We start from the raw sequence: 16,146 nt of genomic DNA, 5'->3' as shown, positions 1-16,146 counted from the left end.
GCCTTGGGGGAGGGCTGGGGTGGGGGCTCCGGGCCTTTGTTCTGGCGTTGCAGTTGGTGTGAGGCCGGCTCCCGCCCCAAAACAACAGCAACGTACAAACAGAAAACCCGTTGCCCCCACCTCACCCCCGCAAGACAAACAGGAGCAAGACAGACCAGCCCCCGGAAGGCTTCCCCATGACCCGCCGCCACCTGACACTGGCCTTCATCATCGCGCTGGCAGCCGCCTGGCGCTTCCTGCCCGACTTCTCGGTCACGGTCCTCAGCTACATCGGTCTCTACGCACTCGTGGCGGCCGGCCTGGTCATGCTGACCGGCGTTGGCGGCATGACCTCCTTCGGGCAGGCCGCGTTCGTCGGCACCGGCGCCTACGCGACCGCATGGATCTGCACCTCGCCGATGGCCGCCTCGGCAATGGGCGGCATCAGCCCGGCGCTGCTCCCTTGGATCGGGCTGCTGTTCGGCATCGTGGTGACCTTCGTCATCGCCTGGGGCCTGGGCGCGATCACGCTGCGCCTGTCGGGCCACTACTTGCCGCTGTGCACCATCGCGTGGGGTCTGAGCTTCTATTTCCTGTTCGGCAATCTCGAGTTCCTCGGCGGCCACACGGGCGTGGCGGGCGTTCCGGCGATCGAGGTCGGGGGCGTCTCCTTCGCCTCGCCGCGCTCGCTGGGCCTCGTCATCTGGGGCGTGCTGCTGCTGGCGCTGTGGGCGCTGCACAACCTGCTGGATTCGCGCGAGGGGCGTGCCATCCGCGCGCTCAAGGGCGGGCGCGTAATGGCCGAGTCGATGGGCGTGGACACGGGCCGCTACCGCATCAAGGTCTTCGTGCTGGCGGCGCTGCTCGCAGCGGTGTCGGGCTGGCTCTATGCGCACCTGCAGCGCTTCATCAACCCGACGCCATTCAACCTGAACATCGGCATCGAGTACCTGTTCATGGCGGTCGTGGGCGGTGCCGGCCACCTGTGGGGCGCGGTGCTCGGTGCGGCGCTGATCACGCTGCTGAAGGAGCAGCTGCAGGACATCCTGCCGCAGCTGCTCGGATCGAGCGGAAACTTCGAAGTGATCGTGTTCGGCCTGTTGATGCTGGTGGTGCTGCAACGCTTCGCCGACGGGCTGTGGCCGACGCTGGCGCGTTTCGCAGGGCGCTTCCTCAAACCGGCGGCAGTGCGTCCGCCGCGCCGGGCGATGACGCTGCCCGGGGCCGCATTGCCGCCGCGCGGCCAGGTCGTGCTCGAGGCCAAGGCCGTCACCAAGCGCTTCGGCGGCCTGGTGGCCAACGACACCGTCAGTCTCGACGTGAAGGCCGGCGAGATCCATGCGCTGATCGGGCCCAACGGCGCCGGCAAGAGCACCTTCTTCAACATGATCTCGGGCGTGGACGACCCCACCGAAGGCGAGGTGCGGCTGATGGACCGCCCCATGACGGGCCAGCCTTCGCGCGCCTTCGCGGCGCTGGGCCTGGGCCGCACCTTCCAGCATGTGCGGCTGCTGGGCCAGCGCCGCGTGATCGAGAACGTCGCGCTGGGAGCGCACCGCCGCGGCAAGCGCGGCTGGATCGCCTCGATGCTGCGGCTCGATCGGGCCGAGGAGGCGGCGCTGCTCGCGCAGGCACGCCAGCAGATCGAGCGCTGCGGCCTTGGCGAGTTCGCAGAGGTGCCGGCGGGCTCGCTCGCGCTCGGCCAGCAGCGCGTGGTCGAGATCGCGCGCGCCCTGGCAGGCCATCCCGCGGTGCTGCTGCTGGACGAGCCGGCAGCCGGATTGCGCCACCTGGAAAAGCGCGCACTCGCGACGCTGCTCGACCAGCTGCGCACCGAGGGCCTCGGCATCCTGGTGGTGGAACATGACATGGAGTTCGTGATGAACCTGGCCGACCGCGTCACGGTGCTGGAGTTCGGCGCCGTCATTGCGCGTGGAACGCCGGCGGAGGTGCAGGGCGATCCGAAGGTGCTGGATGCGTATCTTGGCGGCGTGGAAGAGCCCCCGAGCGAAGGTCGCGCGGAGCAAGTGGCATGACGCACCCGCCCGTTCCAGAAAAGGCCGGCGTGCCGGTCCGAGGCGTGAGTGCGTCAGCGAGCGCCTCGCCCCTGCTTCAACTCGAAGACTTCTGCGTCTCCTACGGCCCCGTCGAGGCGGTCCACCACATCGACCTGCGCGTGGACGCCGGCGAGATCGTCACCGTGATCGGCCCCAACGGCGCCGGAAAGACCACGCTGCTGTGCGCAGCCATGGGTCTGCTGCCTTCGCGCGGACGGGTGCTGCTCGGCGGCGAGCCCATGGCTCGGGTCAGCGTCGAGGCCATGGTGGCGCGCGGCGTCGGGCTCGTGCCCGAGAAGCGCGAGCTGTTCGGCGAGATGCCGGTCGAGGACAACCTGCTGCTGGGAGGCTTCTCGCGCTGGTGGCGCGGCGAGCGCGACCAGCGCCAGCGGATGGACGAGGTCTTCGCCATCTTCCCGCGCCTGGCCGAGCGCCGCGCGCAGCTGGCCTCCACGCTCTCCGGCGGCGAGCGGCAGATGCTGGCGATCGGTCGCGCGCTGATGGCGCGCCCACGCCTGCTGATGCTCGACGAACCGTCGCTGGGGCTGGCCCCGCTCATCGTGCGCGAAGTGCTGCAGGTGGTGTCCTCGCTGCGCAAGCACGGGGTCTCGGTGCTGCTGGTCGAGCAGAACGCGCGCGCCGCGCTGCAGGTCGCGGACCGCGCCTATGTGCTGGAAATGGGCGCGGTCGCGCTGCAGGGCGCGGCCTCGGAGCTCTTGCACGACCGCCGCATCATCGACACCTACCTGGGGCTGGGCGCGCGCGCCGACAAGCCGGCTTAGCGTGCGCGGCGGCGCGGCCTTGTCCTTCACGGCGGGGCCGTGCCACCGCAGAGAATCGCGCGCCGAGGCACGGCATTCCGCACGGCCCGCGAGCGAAGGCCTCTTTCGGGGCGACGAACCATGGCTGGAACACCCGGCGACACCCGCGTCGGCATCTCAGGCTGGCGCTACGCGCCCTGGCGCGGCAAGTTCTATCCGAAGGGCTTGCCACAGCGCCGGGAACTGGCCTTCGCCTCGCGCATGCTGCCGACCATCGAGCTGAACGGTTCCTTCTATTCGCTGCAACGGCCCGAGTCTTACCTCGCCTGGCACGACGAAACGCCCGATGGCTTCGTCTTCGCGGTCAAGGGCTCGCGCTACATCACGCACATGCTGCGGCTGAAGGACGTGCGCCCCGCGCTCGCCAACTTCCTGGCATCGGGGGTGCTGGCACTGCGCGCGAAGCTGGGACCGTTCCTGTGGCAGCTGCCGCCTTCGATGGCTTACGACCCGGAGCGGATCGAAGACTTCTTCACGCTGCTGCCGCGCGACACGCGTGCGGCCCTGGCCCTCGCGCGCGAGCATGACGAGCGGCTCGAGGGCCGGAGCTGGCTCGAGCGTTCCGCGAAGCGGCCGCTGCGGCATGCGGTGGAAGTGCGTCATCCGAGCTTCGTCGACGCGGCCTTCATTGCCCAATTGCGCCAGCACGGCATCGCACTCGTGGTCGCGGACACGGCCGGCCGCTGGCCGCTGATCGAGGACCTGACGGCCGATTTCGTCTACCTGCGGCTGCATGGCGACAAGGAGCTCTATGCCAGCGGCTACGACGATGCCGCGCTGGACCAGTGGGCCGCGCGCATCGATGCATGGCGCCACGGCCGCCAGGTGAAGGACGCACGCAGGGCTTCGACCCGCGCCGCGCCGCGCCGCGCCCGGCGCGATGTGTACTGCTACTTCGACAACGACGTCAAGGTGCATGCGCCCTACGACGCGGCGAACCTGGCACGGCGGCTCGGCGTGGCGACCGGCCTCGGCCCTGACGGAGAATTCGCCGCATGAACATGTCGTATCGCGCCTGCGTCGCCGGCCTCGCGTGGATGCTGGCCTTGCCGGCCCTGTCGGGCGCCTGGGACGAAGGTGCACTCGACAACGATGCCGCGCAGGACTTCCTGGCGGAATGCGCGCGCTCTGCCGATGCCACCGTGGTCGCCCAGGCCATCGACATGGCGCTGGTCGCGAGCTTTGTCGATGCCGACGACGGAGCAGCCGCCGTCGCTGCCGCCGAAGTCCTTGCCGATGCGCTGGGCAGCAACGGCGCAGCGCCGAGGACACGGGTGGTGCCCTGCCTGGCCGGGGTGCCGCGCGAGCAGCTTCGCGCCCTCGCGCCACGCGCGCAGCAGGCGGTGACCCGCGTGACAGACCCTGCATCCTCCGAGCTCGCCCAGCAGTGGATGGACGAGAAGCCGAACCGGTGGGCGGCGGGGGTGCAGCGCCTGGCGGCGCGTCTTCGAAACTAGTTCCTGCGCTCAACCAAAGGGCGCCCGCTGACATTCGCCCGATGCGAAGAACGCGACACTGCTGCATCCCACCACGATCGGAGACTGCGAATGAGATGGCTGCTGCGTCTGTTCTCCGGCATTCATGCCTTCATGGCCCTGCTCTTCGCCTGCGCAGCGCTGATGCTGATCGCGGTGTCGGCGCGCATTGGCTGGTCAGCGCTGGCGGAGGGTTTCGACCGCGCGGCCGCGGAGTCGATCATCGAGGCGGTGGGGCTGCTGGCTGCGGCGGTGGTCGCTCTGCAGGTGGCGCAGACCATCATGGAGGAGGAAGTGGTGCGGGACGCGCACATCAGCGCGCCCACCCGCGTGCGCCGTTTCCTGTCGCGCTTCATGGTGGTCATCGTGGTCGCGCTGGCGGTGGAAGGGCTGGTGGCGACCTTCAGGGCCCATGGCGATCCGGCGCAGTTGCTCTATGCGGCAGGCATGGTGTGCTCCGTCGCGCTGCTGCTGGCGGGGTGGGGCGTGTTCATCCACCTCAACCGCTCGGCCGAGGAACTGGAGCCCGAGGCGATGGCCGACGCCAAGCGCGAGGACCGCAAGCTCGAGTGACGAATTCGCGTTCCCCAGCGGCGGCGCGCATTACCGTTTCGGCCCCTTGAAGCGCCACCACGGCAGCAGCGCGCTCAGTGACTGCACCTCGCCGCTGCCGGCGCTCTCGTAGCCCGCCAACGTGCCGAGCTGGTGCTGCCAGGCGGCGCTGCGCAGCAGCACGAGCAAGGCCTCGATGGCCGGCTGATCGAGTGCCGACTTGAGGCAGGCCAGGTGGTAGCGCTCGTGCACCAGCGGCACGAAGCCGAGCTTCGCTCCCCGCGCGGCCGATTCGATGCCCAGACCCGCGTCGGCCTGCCCTGATGCCACGGCATGAGCGACGGCCATGTGCGAGGGCTCGTCGCGCGCATAACCCTCGATGGCGTCCGCGCCGAGCCCTTCCTGCGCGAGCAACTCGTCCAACAGCACCCGTGTGCCGGTGCCGAGGGCGCGGTTGACATAGCGCGCACGCCGCCGCGCAACGTCGCCGATATTGCGCAGGTCCAATGGGTTGCCGGGTGCGACGATCAGTCCCTGCGTACGGCGCGCGAAGCCGATCAGCTTGTGCAGCCCGGGCTTGAGGAGCGGCTTGTAGGTGCGCTGCGCGAGCGAGCCGGCCGGCGGCCGCTCGAGCGTGTGGAAGCCCGCCATCACGCAACGCCCCTGGTTGAGGGCGCTGATCGCATCCACGCTGCCGGTGAAGCGAATGTCCAGCTGCAGCCGTGCGCGCTCCGCCGCGTGCGCACGCAGCAGCACCAGCGCATCGTCGTGGCTCGCATGCAGCCTGAGCACGTGCAAGCCATCGTCGAAGGCCATGGCGAACGCGCGCTCGAGATCGGCATGCAGGGCCTCGATCTGAGGCGCCAGCCGCGCCTGCGCCTGACGCTCGGCCCACAGCAGCTTGTCGCCGAACTCCGAGAGCTGCGCCGAGCGGCCCTGCTCGCCGCTGACCAGCGGATGGCCCAGGGCCTGCTCCCAGCGCTTGAGTTCGCCCCAGACATGCCGGTACGACAGGCCCAGCGCCCGCGCCGCTGCCGAGATGGAGCCGTGTTCGCGGACCGCGTGCAGCAGCTCCATCAGCGGATTGCGGATCAGCGTGCGTCCGCTGCGGCGCGGGGCAATGGCGTAGAAGAGTTCGATCTGCTGCACGACAGTTGGAGGACAAGGGGGATGCCGCGGAGGATTATGCAGAGTGGGCTGGCCACCTATGCACGTGCTTGCATATGTTGGGCGCCGACCTTGCCGATACTTCCTGGATTGCGCCACCCGCCCCGATGAACACCTTCACCGACAGCGCCATCGCCGCCTGGCACCTGCTGGTTGCCGGCGATCCCGTGCTGCTCGCCATCGTCGGGCGTTCATTGGCGGTCAGCGCCACGGCCTGCGCCCTGGCGTGCGGGTTCGGCCTGCTGCTCGGTGCCTGGCTCGCCGTTGCACGATTCGCGGGGCGCGGGCTGCTGCTCACGTTGCTCAACACGCTGCTGGCGCTGCCGTCGGTGGTGGTCGGGCTGGTGATCTATTTGTTGCTGTCGCGCTCGGGGCCGCTGGGTTTCCTGGGCTGGCTGTTCTCGTTCCAGGCCATGGTGCTGGCGCAGGCGCTGCTGGTACTGCCGGTGGTCACGGCCCTCACGCGCCAATCCATCGAGGACGCGGACCGCGCGCACGGCGAGCAGTTGCGCTCGCTCGGTGCGCGTGGCCTGGTGCGGGCGCTGTTGCTGGTGTGGGACGAGCGCTACGCGCTGGTCACCGTGCTGATCGCCGCCTTCGGCCGCGCCGTGTCGGAGGTTGGCGCGGTGATGATCGTCGGGGGCAACATCGACGGCTTCACGCGCGTCATGACCACCGCCATCGCGCTCGAGACCAGCAAGGGCGACCTGCCGCTCGCGCTGGCCTTGGGCCTGGTGCTGCTGGGCGTGGTGCTGTTGCTCAACCTCGCCATCAGCGCGCTGCGCGGCTGGCGCGAGCGTGTCGATGGCGGCGCAGCCGATGCGGCAGGGCCGCGGCGGGTGGAGGTCGCGGCATGAGCGTTCGCCCTCGCCTGCGCGTGGTGGCCGCGCGCGATGACGCGGAGCCGCACGCGCCTGTGCCGGCGGCCATTCCATTTTTCACCCTGCACACCATCGACGTGCGCTACGGCCGCGTGCCGGCATTGGCCGGCGTCACGCTGTCTATCCAGGCGGGCGAGCGCGTCGCCCTGATCGGCGCCAACGGCAGCGGAAAGAGCACGCTGCTGCGCGTGCTGCACGGCCTGGTGCCGCACGCGTCCGGCACCTTCGTCAGCGGTGTGCCGCTGCGCGCGCAGGCCATGCTGTTCCAGCGGCCGCACATGCTGCGCATGAGCGTCCACAACAACGTCGCCCTGGCGCTCTGGCTTCGTGGCGTACCGTGGCGCAGCGCGCAGGCCGAGACCAGGGTGGCGTTGGAGCGGGTCGGCCTGGCAAGCGTCGCCGGGCGCAACGCGCGCACGCTGTCAGGCGGGCAGCAGCAGCGCCTGGCGCTCGCGCGCGCGTGGGCGTTGAAGCCGTCGGTGCTGCTGCTCGACGAGCCGACCGCGAGCCTGGACCCGACGGCCAAGCGCGAGGTCGAGACCCTGATCGCCGAAGCCGCGCAGGGCCGCACCCTGGTATTCGCAAGCCACAACCTGGGCCAGGTCAAGCGGCTGGCGAGCCGGGTGATCTACCTGGAGCAGGGGCGGGTGCTGGCCGACCTGCCGGTCGACGATTTCTTCCATGGGCCGCTGCCCGAGGCAGCACGCTTGTTCGTAAAAGGAGAACTGGTATGAAAACATTCAAGTCCCTGGCCGTGGCCCTCGCCCTTGCGGGGGGCAGCTTCGCGGCGCAGGCCGAGACGATCACTATGGCATCCACCACCTCGACCGAGCAGTCGGGCTTGTTCGCGCACCTGCTGCCGGCGTTCAAGCAGGCCAGCGGCGTCGACGTGAAGGTGGTGGCGGTGGGCACCGGCCAGGCCATCGACATGGCCAAGCGCGGCGATGCCGACGTGCTCTTCGTGCACGACACCGCAGCCGAGGAGAAGTTCGTGGCTGAAGGCTTCGCCGAGAAGCGCTACGCCGTCATGTACAACGACTTCGTGCTCGTCGGGCCGAAGAGCGACCCGGCCGCCGCGAAGGGCAAGGACATCGCCGCGGCGCTGAAGAAGGTGGCCGCGGCCAACGCTGCCTTCGTGTCCCGTGGCGACAAGAGCGGCACCGATGCCGCCGAGCGCCGCCTGTGGATGCAGACCGGGCTGGGCGCCGCGGGCCAGCCCTTGCCCAACGAACGAAAGGGTGCGGGCTACAAGGAATGCGGTTGCGGCATGGGCCCGGCGCTCAACATGGCGGCCGCCGCTGGCGCCTATGTGCTGGCTGACCGCGGCACGTGGCTCAGCTTCAAGAACCGTGCCGAGCTCGCGGTGCTGGTAGAAGGCGACAAGCGGCTCTTCAACCAGTACGGCGTGATGGTGGTGAGCCCCTCGAAGTTTCCGCAGCTCGACAGTGCCGGCGCGCAGAAGTTCGTCGACTGGGTGATCTCGCCGGCAGGGCAATCGACCATCGCGAGCTACAAGATCGGCGGCGAGCAGCTGTTCTTTCCGAATGCGGGCAGTCCGTAGCCAATGCTCGCGGGCAGGTCATCGACGTGCTGGACGAACTGCCGAGCTGAAAGGCTGCCTCAACGGTCCAGCGGCAGATACAAGCTCTCCTTCACCTCTTCCATCACCACATAGCTGTTCGATTCGGCTGTGACCGGCAGCTTCTTCAGCAGGTCGCCCAGCAGCCGCCGGTAGTCGCTCATCGCGCGCAGGCGCGCCTTCACCAGGTAGTCGAAGCCCCCCGAGACCAGGTGGCATTCCATCACCTCGGGCACGTGCAGCAGCTCGGTACGCACCTTGTCGAAGACGTCGGCCGACTTGGAGGAGAGGGTGATCTCGACGAACACCAGCAGCGTCTTGCCGACCGCCTGCGGGTCGATGCGCGCGTAGTAGCCGGTGATCACGCCTTCACGTTCCATGCGCCGCACACGCTCGGTACAGGGCGAGGTCGACAGCCCGATCTGCTGCGCGAGCTCGGTCATCGGGATGCGGCCCTGGCGTTGCAGGATCTCGAGGATCCTGCGGTCGATGCGGTCGAGCTCGGTCATTTCACTCCTGGAAGCCACCGGGACCTGTCTCCACAGCAAGAAGCACTGGCCAGCAGCGGAATTTGAGTGAAGTTTATGGCAGGAGGATGAATAACCTCTGCTTCTCTCTTCAGATCTGGGGGCTTGCCATGAAAGTGATTGTTCTGGGCGGCGGGGTGATCGGTGTCACGACGGCCTACTACCTGGCGCGCGCCGGTGCCGAGGTGACGCTGGTCGATCGCCAGCGCGGCCCCGCGGAGGAAACCAGCTTCGCCAATGCCGGCCAGGTCTCGCCCGGCTACTCCACGCCCTGGGCGGCGCCGGGCATTCCCTTGAAGGCGCTCAAGTGGATGTTCCAGAAGCACGCGCCGCTGTCGATCCGGCCCGACGGCAGCCTGTTCCAGCTGCGCTGGATGGCCGCCATGCTCAAGAACTGCTCGCCCGAGCGCTACGCGACCAACAAGGAACGCATGATGCGCGTGGCCGAGTACAGCCGCGACTGCCTCCGCGAGCTGCGCGCGCAGACCGGCGTGCACTACGAGCACCGCACGCAAGGCACGCTGCAGCTCTTTCGCACGCAGGCGCAGCTCGACGCGGTGCAGCGCGACGTCGCGGTGCTGCGGGAATGCGGCGTGCCCTTCGAGCTGCTCGACCGCCACCAGCTTGCCGCGGTCGAGCCCGCGCTGGCGCGCAGCGCGCAACAACTGGCCGGCGGCCTGCGCCTGCCGAACGACGAGACCGGCGACTGCCACCTGTTCACCCGCGGCCTGGCCGAGGTGGCGCGCGGGCTGGGCGTCGCCTTCCGCTTCAACGAGGCCGTCGAAAGCCTGCTCACCGAAGGCGGGCGCATTGCCGGCGTGCGGCTGGCCGGGCCGAAGGCCGAGGTGCTGAAGGCTGACCGCTATGTGCTCGCCTTCGGCAGTTATTCGCGCGACCTGATCGCGCCGCTGGGGCTGGACATCCCGGTCTACCCGGTCAAGGGCTATTCGCTGACGGTGCCGCTGGTCGACCCGGCGCTGGCACCGCAGTCCACCGTGCTCGACGAAACCTTCAAGATCGCGATCACGCGCTTCGACGATCGCATCCGCGTCGGCGGCATGGCCGAGCTGGCCGGCTTCGACCTGCGCCTGAACCCGCAACGCCGCGCGACGCTGGAGCGGGTGGTCGGCGAGCTGTTCCCCGGCGGCGACCTGCCGCGCGCCAGCTTCTGGACCGGGCTGCGGCCGATGACGCCCGACAGCACCCCGATCGTGGGGCCCACGCCGTTCGCCAATCTGTTCCTCAACACGGGCCACGGCACGCTGGGCTGGACCATGGCCTGCGGCTCCGGCAAGCTGGTCGCCGACCAGCTGATGGGGCGCCGGCCGGACATCCGCACCGACGGACTGGCGATGGAGCGCTACCGCGCGAAAGAGCCGCGACGCACGACGGCGCCGACGCCGAGCGGTGCGCCGGCCTGAGCGGCTTCGGTCACTCGGCCTCGCGCTCGCCCGCCTTGAGCAGCGCCTCGGCCTTTCGCCTGCCGTGGCGGCCGACCGGCCGGAACTCCACGCCTTTCTGCTTGTTGTAGAACTCGAAGAAGTGCTCGACCTCGTCCAGCACATCGGTCGCGACGTCGGGCAGGTCCTTGCAGTGCCGGAAGCGGTGCGAGGAGGTCGCGACCAGGAGGAAGCGGTCGTTGCGCTCGGTCTTTCCCTTCTTCGTCTGCTCGGCCTCGATCACGCCCACCAGGCGGCAGGGCACGACCGTGCCGGGCGGCACTGATTCGTCCATCAGCACCAGTGCGTCGAGGGGGTCGCCGTCGGCGCCGAGCGTGCTGGGGAGAAAGCCGAAATCGTACGGAAAGGACACGCCGAGCGGCAGCACGAGGTGAAGCTCCATCATCGCGTGTTCCGTGTCGTACTTGAGCTTGTTGCGCGATCCTTGGTTGGCCTCGATCACGACCCGGAATGCGCCGTCGGGGTCGCGCAGCGCGAGGCGGTGCAGGGGTGGCGGTGTCGGCATGGCGCTCATGTAGGGTGCTCCTCGGCGCCTCGACGCTGCGCGCGCAGCCTTCGCGTTCCAGGCGGACGAGGGCCCGCCTCGATGAAGGAAAAATCCGAGCCCGGCGGCGCGGGCGCCGTCAGCTCGACGCCGCCGCGCGCGTTTCGAGCAGCTTGACCAGCGTGTGCAGCACGCGATTGACAGGCGTCGCAACGCCCAGTGCCTCGCCCTGGCGCAGCACGTAGCCGTTGAGGTGGTCGATCTCGCTGCGCTTGCCGCGCGCCAGGTCCTGCGCGGTGGAGGAGAACTGCGAGGGCATGGTCTCGGCGATGCGCTGCACCGCGGCCCAGGTGTCGCCGGGGACCGTCACGCCGCCGGCTTCGGCCACCGCCAGGCACTCGCGCACCACGTCGGCCATCACCCCCTGCACGCCTTCGCCTTTCGAGACGCGGCCGTAGGGCAATTGCGTGATCGCCGAGACGGCGTTGTAGGCGCAGTTGAGGATCAGCTTGGCCCACAGGGCGCCGGTCACGTTGTCGGAAACCTGCGTGGGCACGCCGGCGGCGATCAGCAGCCGGGCGATTTCGGCGCTCCTGGCGGAGGGCGCAATGACCAGCTCGCCACGCCCATGGTGCTTGACGTGGCCCGGCCCGGCCATCTCGGTGGCCACGTAGACCACCGTGGCCGCGACCTCCTGCGCCAGCGCGGCCTGCAGGCGGGTCGCGTTGTCGACGCCGTTCTGGAGCGTGAGCACCAGCGCATCGGGCGCCAGGTGCGGCCGCATCGCCGCGGCGGCGCTCTCGGTGTCGGTGGACTTCACGCAGAAGAGGACGAGCCCGGCATCGCGCACTGCGTCGACCTCGGTGCTGGCTTCCAGCGGCACGCGCGCCTGGAAGGACTGCGTGTCCAGCAGCAGCCCGTCGCGGCGGATCGCCTCCACATGCTGCGCCCGCCCGATCAGCACCACGGAGTGCCCAGCGCGCGCCAGCATGCCGCCGTAATAGCAACCCACCGCGCCCGCACCCATCACCGCGATCCTCATGACCTGCTCCGTTCAAGAACTGCCCTGCATGGTAGTGCGCCGTGCGCAGCCTCGCCGGGCAGGGACGGGCAGAGGTATACGCGGACGGAGCTCCTCTTCGACCTCGCACAGGAACTTTCGTGGCACATGGTCAGCGGCGCCATCCCGTGGCACGCTCGCTGCCTCATGAACAGCAATACGCGCGGCACGCTCGAGATGAGCGCGGCCATGGTCATCTCGGGCACGATCGGCTGGGCCGTCGTGCAATCGGGGCAGGCCATCGTCGATCTCCTCTTCTGGCGTTGCGTCTTCGGCGCGGCCACGCTGCTGGTCGTCTGCGCGGCACTGGGCATGCTGCGCGGCACGCTCAGCCTGCGCCTGATCGGGATCGCGGCGCTGGGGGGTGTCGCCCTGGTGCTCAACTGGGTGCTGATCTTCGCTGCCTTCTCCCGCGCATCGATCTCCATCGCCACCGCGGTCTACAACACCCAGCCCTTCATGCTGGTGGCGCTGGGGGCCGTGTTCTGCTCCGAGCGGCTGACCGCGACCAAGGTGACGTGGCTGAGCATCGCCTTCGGTGGCGTGCTGTTGATCGCGCAGGCCCGCACCGACGCGCCTTACGGCGGCACCGGCTATGTGGCGGGCGTGCTGATGGCACTCGGCGCCGCCTTCCTCTATGCGATCGCGGCGATCATCACCAAGAAGCTCAGGGCCGCTCCGCCGCACCTGATCGCGCTGATCCAGCTGTGCGTCGGCATCCTGGTGTTCATGCCGTTCGCCAAGCTCTCCGACCTGCCCTCCGACGCGGGAAGCTGGACCGCGCTGGTGGCGATGGGCGTGGTGTACACCGGCCTGGTGTACGTGCTGCTCTACGGGGCGATACAGAAGCTGCCGACGCACCTGACGGCCGCGCTGTCCTTCATCTTTCCCATCGTCGCGATCGGCGTCGATTTCCTGGTCTTCGGCCATCGGCTGCATCCGATGCAGTTCGTCGGCGCGGCCGCCATCCTGATTGCCGCGGCGGGAATGAACCTCGGCTGGTCATTGCCGCGCTCGAAGGCGCCGGTGCCGCAGTAAGGCACAGCAGGGGCGGCGGCAGTCGCCCATGACCTCCCACGTCATCGACCGGCGGCGCCCCTGCGGCGACCATTCGTTCACCCCGCGCCGTTGCGGGCCCTGAAGACGAAAGGATCGCACCATGAACACCGCCGCACCCGATGCCGCGCGCATCGCCGAACACTACATCGCCGTCTGGAACGAGACCGATGCCGAGCGCCGCCTGAAGCTGCTCGAATCTTACTGGAGCCCCGACGCGCGCTACGTCGACCCGCTGATGCAGGGCAGCGGCCACGCGCAGATCAGCGCGTTGGTGGGCGGCGTGCACCAGCGCTACCCGGGTTTCCGCTTCAAGCTCAAGGGACAGGCGGATGCGCACGGCGAGCACCTGCGCTTTTCGTGGACGCTGGGCCCGAGTGGGGCCGAGGATCTGGTCGAGGGCACGGACTTCGTCCAGCTCGAATCCGGCAAGCTGCGCTCCGTGACCGGGTTCCTGGACAAGGTGCCGGTCGGCGCCTGATCGACGGCGCCGTTACTCCACGATCGCGACGCCCTTGACTTGCGCATGCACGGCCGTGCCCGCGCACAGGCGCAGCAGCACGGCCGACTTGCGGGTAATGCGCGCCAGCAGACGAGCGCCGCCCGCATCCAGCCCCACCATGACCTGCGCGGGGCCGTCCTCCACGAGATCGGTCACCGTCGCAGGCAGGATGTTGAGCACGCTGGTGTCGGCTTGGGGCGTGAGCGTGAGGCTCACGTCGCGCGCCTGGATGCGCACCCGCACGGCCTGGCCGAGGCGTGCGCCGCCGTGCGGCAGCCAAAGCGTGCCGCCGGCGAACGCGAGCTGCGTCAGGCCGAAGGCCGCATCGAAACCCGTGACGCTGGCCTCGACCAGCGCCGCCGCGGCGTCGCCATGGGCGAGCGGCAGATCGAGCCGCGTCATCAGCGCCTGTGCCGGGCCGCTGGCGACCACGCGCCCGGCTTCCATCAGGACCAGGTGATCGGCCAACCGCGCAACCTCGTCCGGTGCGTGGCTCACGTAGATGACGGGGATGTCGAGCTCGGCATGCAGCCGCTCGAGGTAGGGCAGGATCTCGCGCCTGCGCTGCAAGTCGAGCGAGGCCAGGGGCTCGTCCATGAGCAGCAGCCGCGGGCTGGTGGCCAGCGCGCGCGCGATGCCCACGCGCTGGCGCTCGCCTCCGGAGAGCGTGTCGGGCCGGCGCGCCAGCAGAGGGCCGATGCCCAGCAGCTCCACGGCCTGCGCGAGCGGAACCCGGCGCTGCGCTGCGGCGACCCGCTTCATGCCGTATTCGAGATTGCGCCGCACGTCGAGGTGCGCGAAGAGGCGTGTCTCCTGGAACACGTAGCCCAGCGCGCGCCGATGCGTCGGCACGAATGCCGTGTCGTCCTGCCAGACCTCGCCATTGATCTTCACGAGCGAGCCGGGGGCTGTCGGCTGCAGTCCTGCGATGGCGCGCAGGCAAGTGGTCTTGCCGCAGCCCGAGGGGCCGAAGAGCGCGCTCACGCCGCGGCCCGGCAGCGCCAGCGCGACCTCGAGCGAGAAGTTTGCGTGGTCGACCTTCAGGCGCGCCTGCACGCCGATGCCCGCCGCCGCGCCGCTCATCGCCGCCGCCCCGTGGGATTGAGCGCGTAGAGCGCCAGCAGCACGACGAAGGAGAACAGCACCAGGCCGCCGGACAGCCAGTGCGCCTGCGCGTACTCCAGCGCTTCGACGTGGTCGTAGATCTGCACCGACACCACGCGCGTCTTTTCGGGGATGTTGCCGCCGATCATCAGCACCACGCCGAACTCGCCCACCGTGTGGGCGAAGCCCATGACCACGGCCGTGAGATAGCCGGGCCGCGCCAGCGGCAGGGCGATGCTGAAGAAGCGGTCGAGCGGCGACGCCCGCAGTGTCGCCGCCGCCTCCAGCGGCTCGCTGCCCATGGCCTCGAAGGCGTTCTGGATCGGCTGCACCACGAAGGGCATCGAATACAGCACCGAGCCGATCACCAGCCCGGCGAAGCTGAAGGGGAGCAGGCCGATTCCCAGCCATTGGGTGAAGGCACCGATCGGCCCGTTCGGCCCCATCGTCACCAGGAAGTAGAAACCCAGCACGGTGGGTGGCAGCACCAGCGGCAGGGCCACCAGCGCCCCGACCGGGCCTTTCCAGGCCGAGCGCGTGCGCGCCAGCCACCAGGCCAGCGGCGTGCCCAGCAACAGCAGGATCATCGTGGTGAGCGCCGCCAGCTCGAGCGTGAGGACGATGGCGCCCAGGTCGGCAGCGGTGGGCATGTGCGAAAGGCGTTCTAGACGTCGTAGCCGAAGGATCGGATCACCGCCTTGGCCGCGTCGGACTTGAGAAAGGCCATGAGCGCGGCAGCGGCTGCGTTGTCCTTGCCGCGCGTGAGCAGCACTGCGTCTTGCCGGATCGGGTTGTGCAGCTCGGCCGGCACCACCCAGGCGGAGCCGCGCTTGAGCTTGCCGTTCTCCCACACCTGCGACAGCGCGACGAAGCCGAGCTCCGCGTTGCCGCTGGAAACGAAGCCGAAGGTCTGGCCGATGCTCTCGCCCTGCACGAACTTCGGCTCCAACTGGGCAAGCACGTCCAGGCGCTTCATCGTCTCGACAGCAGCTGCGCCATAGGGCGCGAGCTTGGGCGCGGCGAGCGCAAGGTGCGCGAACTGCCCGCGCTTGAGCACCTCCCCCTTGGCGTCCACCAGATCGGGCCGAGCGGACCACAGCACCAGCTGGCCTGTCGCGTAGGTGAAGCGGCTGCCCGGCACCGTGGCGCCTTCCTGGTCGAGCCTGGCCGGCGTCTCGTCGTCGGCTGCCAGGAAGACATCGAAGGGCGCGCCGCTCCGGATCTGTGCGTGGAACTTGCCCGTCGAGCCCGAAGAGAGCACGGCTACGTGGCCGGTCGCCTTCTCGAAATCGACGGCCAGCACCTTCATGGGGCCGGCAAAGTTGGCGGCCACGGCCACCTGGACCTCGGCCGCGTGGACCGCCAGCGATGCGGCCAGTGCGAGCAGGGCGGGGAGGGAACGCGAAAGCAGGGGGGTGAATTTCATCTTCGCTATTCATCCG

At 69.4% G+C, this 16,146-nt stretch carries 18 protein-coding genes; 11 read left to right on the top strand and 7 right to left on the bottom strand.

What is annotated here, in order from left to right; genetic code table 11:
- Window positions 1-176: 176 nt before the first annotated feature.
- From E5CHR_RS23520 to E5CHR_RS23500, 5 genes are all read left to right on the top strand, one after another.
- Window positions 177-2,015 carry a branched-chain amino acid ABC transporter ATP-binding protein/permease gene (locus tag E5CHR_RS23520; protein WP_162582080.1) on the top strand — a complete coding sequence of 613 codons (1,839 nt, stop codon included), beginning with the start codon at window positions 177-179 and terminating at the stop codon, window positions 2,013-2,015.
- Window positions 2,012-2,818, top strand: coding sequence for an ABC transporter ATP-binding protein (locus E5CHR_RS23515; protein ID WP_162582079.1), 807 nt, complete (start codon window positions 2,012-2,014; stop codon window positions 2,816-2,818). The genes E5CHR_RS23520 and E5CHR_RS23515 overlap by 4 nt, the downstream gene beginning before the upstream one ends.
- 120 nt (window positions 2,819-2,938) lie before the next feature.
- Window positions 2,939-3,856 carry a DUF72 domain-containing protein gene (locus E5CHR_RS23510; protein ID WP_162582078.1) on the top strand — a complete coding sequence of 306 codons (918 nt, stop codon included), beginning with the start codon at window positions 2,939-2,941 and terminating at the stop codon, window positions 3,854-3,856.
- Complete coding sequence (locus E5CHR_RS23505; RefSeq protein WP_162582077.1) at window positions 3,853-4,314, top strand: DUF4259 domain-containing protein; 462 nt, start codon at window positions 3,853-3,855, stop codon at window positions 4,312-4,314. The genes E5CHR_RS23510 and E5CHR_RS23505 overlap by 4 nt, the downstream gene beginning before the upstream one ends.
- Before the next feature lie 90 nt (window positions 4,315-4,404).
- Window positions 4,405-4,905, top strand: a complete 501-nt coding sequence (locus tag E5CHR_RS23500) for a hypothetical protein (RefSeq protein WP_162582076.1) — start codon at window positions 4,405-4,407, stop codon at window positions 4,903-4,905.
- A 30-nt stretch (window positions 4,906-4,935) separates the two neighbouring features.
- Here E5CHR_RS23500 and E5CHR_RS23495 read toward each other — a convergent pair whose 3' ends face one another.
- A complete protein-coding gene (locus E5CHR_RS23495; RefSeq protein ID WP_162582075.1) occupies window positions 4,936-6,033 on the bottom strand; it encodes a substrate-binding domain-containing protein in 1,098 nt (365 codons plus the stop codon).
- A gap of 125 nt (window positions 6,034-6,158) precedes the next feature.
- Between E5CHR_RS23495 and E5CHR_RS23490 the strand changes: the two genes are divergently transcribed.
- The 3 genes from E5CHR_RS23490 to E5CHR_RS23480 are packed head-to-tail and all read left to right on the top strand — an operon-like array spanning window position 6,159 to window position 8,493.
- Window positions 6,159-6,908 carry an ABC transporter permease gene (locus tag E5CHR_RS23490; RefSeq protein WP_162582074.1) on the top strand — a complete coding sequence of 250 codons (750 nt, stop codon included), beginning with the start codon at window positions 6,159-6,161 and terminating at the stop codon, window positions 6,906-6,908.
- Window positions 6,905-7,666: an ABC transporter ATP-binding protein gene (locus E5CHR_RS23485; protein WP_162582073.1), complete on the top strand. Its 762-nt coding sequence runs from the start codon at window positions 6,905-6,907 to the stop codon at window positions 7,664-7,666. The genes E5CHR_RS23490 and E5CHR_RS23485 overlap by 4 nt, the downstream gene beginning before the upstream one ends.
- Window positions 7,663-8,493 carry a substrate-binding domain-containing protein gene (locus E5CHR_RS23480; RefSeq protein WP_162582072.1) on the top strand — a complete coding sequence of 277 codons (831 nt, stop codon included), beginning with the start codon at window positions 7,663-7,665 and terminating at the stop codon, window positions 8,491-8,493. Before E5CHR_RS23485 ends, E5CHR_RS23480 begins: the two co-directional genes overlap by 4 nt.
- A gap of 59 nt (window positions 8,494-8,552) precedes the next feature.
- Here E5CHR_RS23480 and E5CHR_RS23475 read toward each other — a convergent pair whose 3' ends face one another.
- Window positions 8,553-9,020: a winged helix-turn-helix transcriptional regulator gene (locus E5CHR_RS23475; protein WP_162582071.1), complete on the bottom strand. Its 468-nt coding sequence runs from the start codon at window positions 9,018-9,020 to the stop codon at window positions 8,553-8,555.
- A 128-nt stretch (window positions 9,021-9,148) separates the two neighbouring features.
- Between E5CHR_RS23475 and E5CHR_RS23470 the strand changes: the two genes are divergently transcribed.
- Window positions 9,149-10,459, top strand: a complete 1,311-nt coding sequence (locus tag E5CHR_RS23470) for a D-amino acid dehydrogenase (RefSeq protein ID WP_162582070.1) — start codon at window positions 9,149-9,151, stop codon at window positions 10,457-10,459.
- 10 nt (window positions 10,460-10,469) lie between these two features.
- Here E5CHR_RS23470 and E5CHR_RS23465 read toward each other — a convergent pair whose 3' ends face one another.
- Together E5CHR_RS23465 and E5CHR_RS23460 are read right to left on the bottom strand one after the other, a co-directional pair.
- A complete protein-coding gene (locus tag E5CHR_RS23465) occupies window positions 10,470-11,012 on the bottom strand; it encodes an inorganic diphosphatase (protein ID WP_162582069.1) in 543 nt (180 codons plus the stop codon).
- A 109-nt stretch (window positions 11,013-11,121) separates the two neighbouring features.
- Window positions 11,122-12,024: a ketopantoate reductase family protein gene (locus tag E5CHR_RS23460; RefSeq protein ID WP_162582068.1), complete on the bottom strand. Its 903-nt coding sequence runs from the start codon at window positions 12,022-12,024 to the stop codon at window positions 11,122-11,124.
- 165 nt (window positions 12,025-12,189) lie between these two features.
- Between E5CHR_RS23460 and E5CHR_RS23455 the strand changes: the two genes are divergently transcribed.
- Together E5CHR_RS23455 and E5CHR_RS23450 are read left to right on the top strand one after the other, a co-directional pair.
- The gene (locus E5CHR_RS23455) at window positions 12,190-13,080 is read left to right on the top strand and encodes a DMT family transporter (RefSeq protein ID WP_162582067.1); all 891 of its coding nucleotides are present in this window, start codon (window positions 12,190-12,192) and stop codon (window positions 13,078-13,080) included.
- A 121-nt stretch (window positions 13,081-13,201) separates the two neighbouring features.
- The gene (locus E5CHR_RS23450; RefSeq protein ID WP_162582066.1) at window positions 13,202-13,579 is read left to right on the top strand and encodes a nuclear transport factor 2 family protein; all 378 of its coding nucleotides are present in this window, start codon (window positions 13,202-13,204) and stop codon (window positions 13,577-13,579) included.
- A gap of 12 nt (window positions 13,580-13,591) precedes the next feature.
- Here the strand turns inward: E5CHR_RS23450 and modC are convergent, their stop codons facing one another.
- Genes modC through modA form a run of 3 tightly spaced genes read right to left on the bottom strand, consistent with a single transcriptional unit; the run spans window position 13,592 to window position 16,130 of the window.
- Window positions 13,592-14,683 (bottom strand): molybdenum ABC transporter ATP-binding protein, encoded by a 1,092-nt coding sequence (gene modC, locus E5CHR_RS23445; protein WP_162582065.1) that lies wholly within the window; start codon window positions 14,681-14,683, stop codon window positions 13,592-13,594.
- Window positions 14,680-15,354: a molybdate ABC transporter permease subunit gene (modB, locus tag E5CHR_RS23440; RefSeq protein WP_162582064.1), complete on the bottom strand. Its 675-nt coding sequence runs from the start codon at window positions 15,352-15,354 to the stop codon at window positions 14,680-14,682. Before modB ends, modC begins: the two co-directional genes overlap by 4 nt.
- Window positions 15,355-15,368: 14 nt before the next feature.
- Window positions 15,369-16,130, bottom strand: a complete 762-nt coding sequence (gene modA, locus E5CHR_RS23435) for a molybdate ABC transporter substrate-binding protein (protein ID WP_162582063.1) — start codon at window positions 16,128-16,130, stop codon at window positions 15,369-15,371.
- Window positions 16,131-16,146: the final 16 nt, after the last annotated feature.

The organism is Variovorax sp. PBS-H4, from assembly GCF_901827205.1.
Lineage (GTDB): Bacteria > Pseudomonadota > Gammaproteobacteria > Burkholderiales > Burkholderiaceae_C > Variovorax.
This window is presented reverse-complemented; position numbering and strand designations above follow the sequence as displayed.

Coding starts and splice junctions, on each gene's coding strand:
- modC (WP_162582065.1), bottom strand. CDS start 14,683: ATGAGCGGCGCGGCGGCGGGCATCGGCGTGCAGGCGCGCCTGAAGGTC.
- E5CHR_RS23455 (WP_162582067.1), top strand. CDS start 12,190: ATGAACAGCAATACGCGCGGCACGCTCGAGATGAGCGCGGCCATGGTC.
- E5CHR_RS23450 (WP_162582066.1), top strand. CDS start 13,202: ATGAACACCGCCGCACCCGATGCCGCGCGCATCGCCGAACACTACATC.
- E5CHR_RS23490 (WP_162582074.1), top strand. CDS start 6,159: ATGAACACCTTCACCGACAGCGCCATCGCCGCCTGGCACCTGCTGGTT.
- E5CHR_RS23460 (WP_162582068.1), bottom strand. CDS start 12,024: ATGAGGATCGCGGTGATGGGTGCGGGCGCGGTGGGTTGCTATTACGGC.
- modB (WP_162582064.1), bottom strand. CDS start 15,354: ATGCCCACCGCTGCCGACCTGGGCGCCATCGTCCTCACGCTCGAGCTG.
- E5CHR_RS23480 (WP_162582072.1), top strand. CDS start 7,663: ATGAAAACATTCAAGTCCCTGGCCGTGGCCCTCGCCCTTGCGGGGGGC.
- E5CHR_RS23470 (WP_162582070.1), top strand. CDS start 9,149: ATGAAAGTGATTGTTCTGGGCGGCGGGGTGATCGGTGTCACGACGGCC.
- E5CHR_RS23510 (WP_162582078.1), top strand. CDS start 2,939: ATGGCTGGAACACCCGGCGACACCCGCGTCGGCATCTCAGGCTGGCGC.
- E5CHR_RS23515 (WP_162582079.1), top strand. CDS start 2,012: ATGACGCACCCGCCCGTTCCAGAAAAGGCCGGCGTGCCGGTCCGAGGC.
- E5CHR_RS23475 (WP_162582071.1), bottom strand. CDS start 9,020: ATGACCGAGCTCGACCGCATCGACCGCAGGATCCTCGAGATCCTGCAA.
- E5CHR_RS23465 (WP_162582069.1), bottom strand. CDS start 11,012: ATGAGCGCCATGCCGACACCGCCACCCCTGCACCGCCTCGCGCTGCGC.
- modA (WP_162582063.1), bottom strand. CDS start 16,130: ATGAAATTCACCCCCCTGCTTTCGCGTTCCCTCCCCGCCCTGCTCGCA.
- E5CHR_RS23520 (WP_162582080.1), top strand. CDS start 177: ATGACCCGCCGCCACCTGACACTGGCCTTCATCATCGCGCTGGCAGCC.
- E5CHR_RS23500 (WP_162582076.1), top strand. CDS start 4,405: ATGAGATGGCTGCTGCGTCTGTTCTCCGGCATTCATGCCTTCATGGCC.
- E5CHR_RS23505 (WP_162582077.1), top strand. CDS start 3,853: ATGAACATGTCGTATCGCGCCTGCGTCGCCGGCCTCGCGTGGATGCTG.
- E5CHR_RS23485 (WP_162582073.1), top strand. CDS start 6,905: ATGAGCGTTCGCCCTCGCCTGCGCGTGGTGGCCGCGCGCGATGACGCG.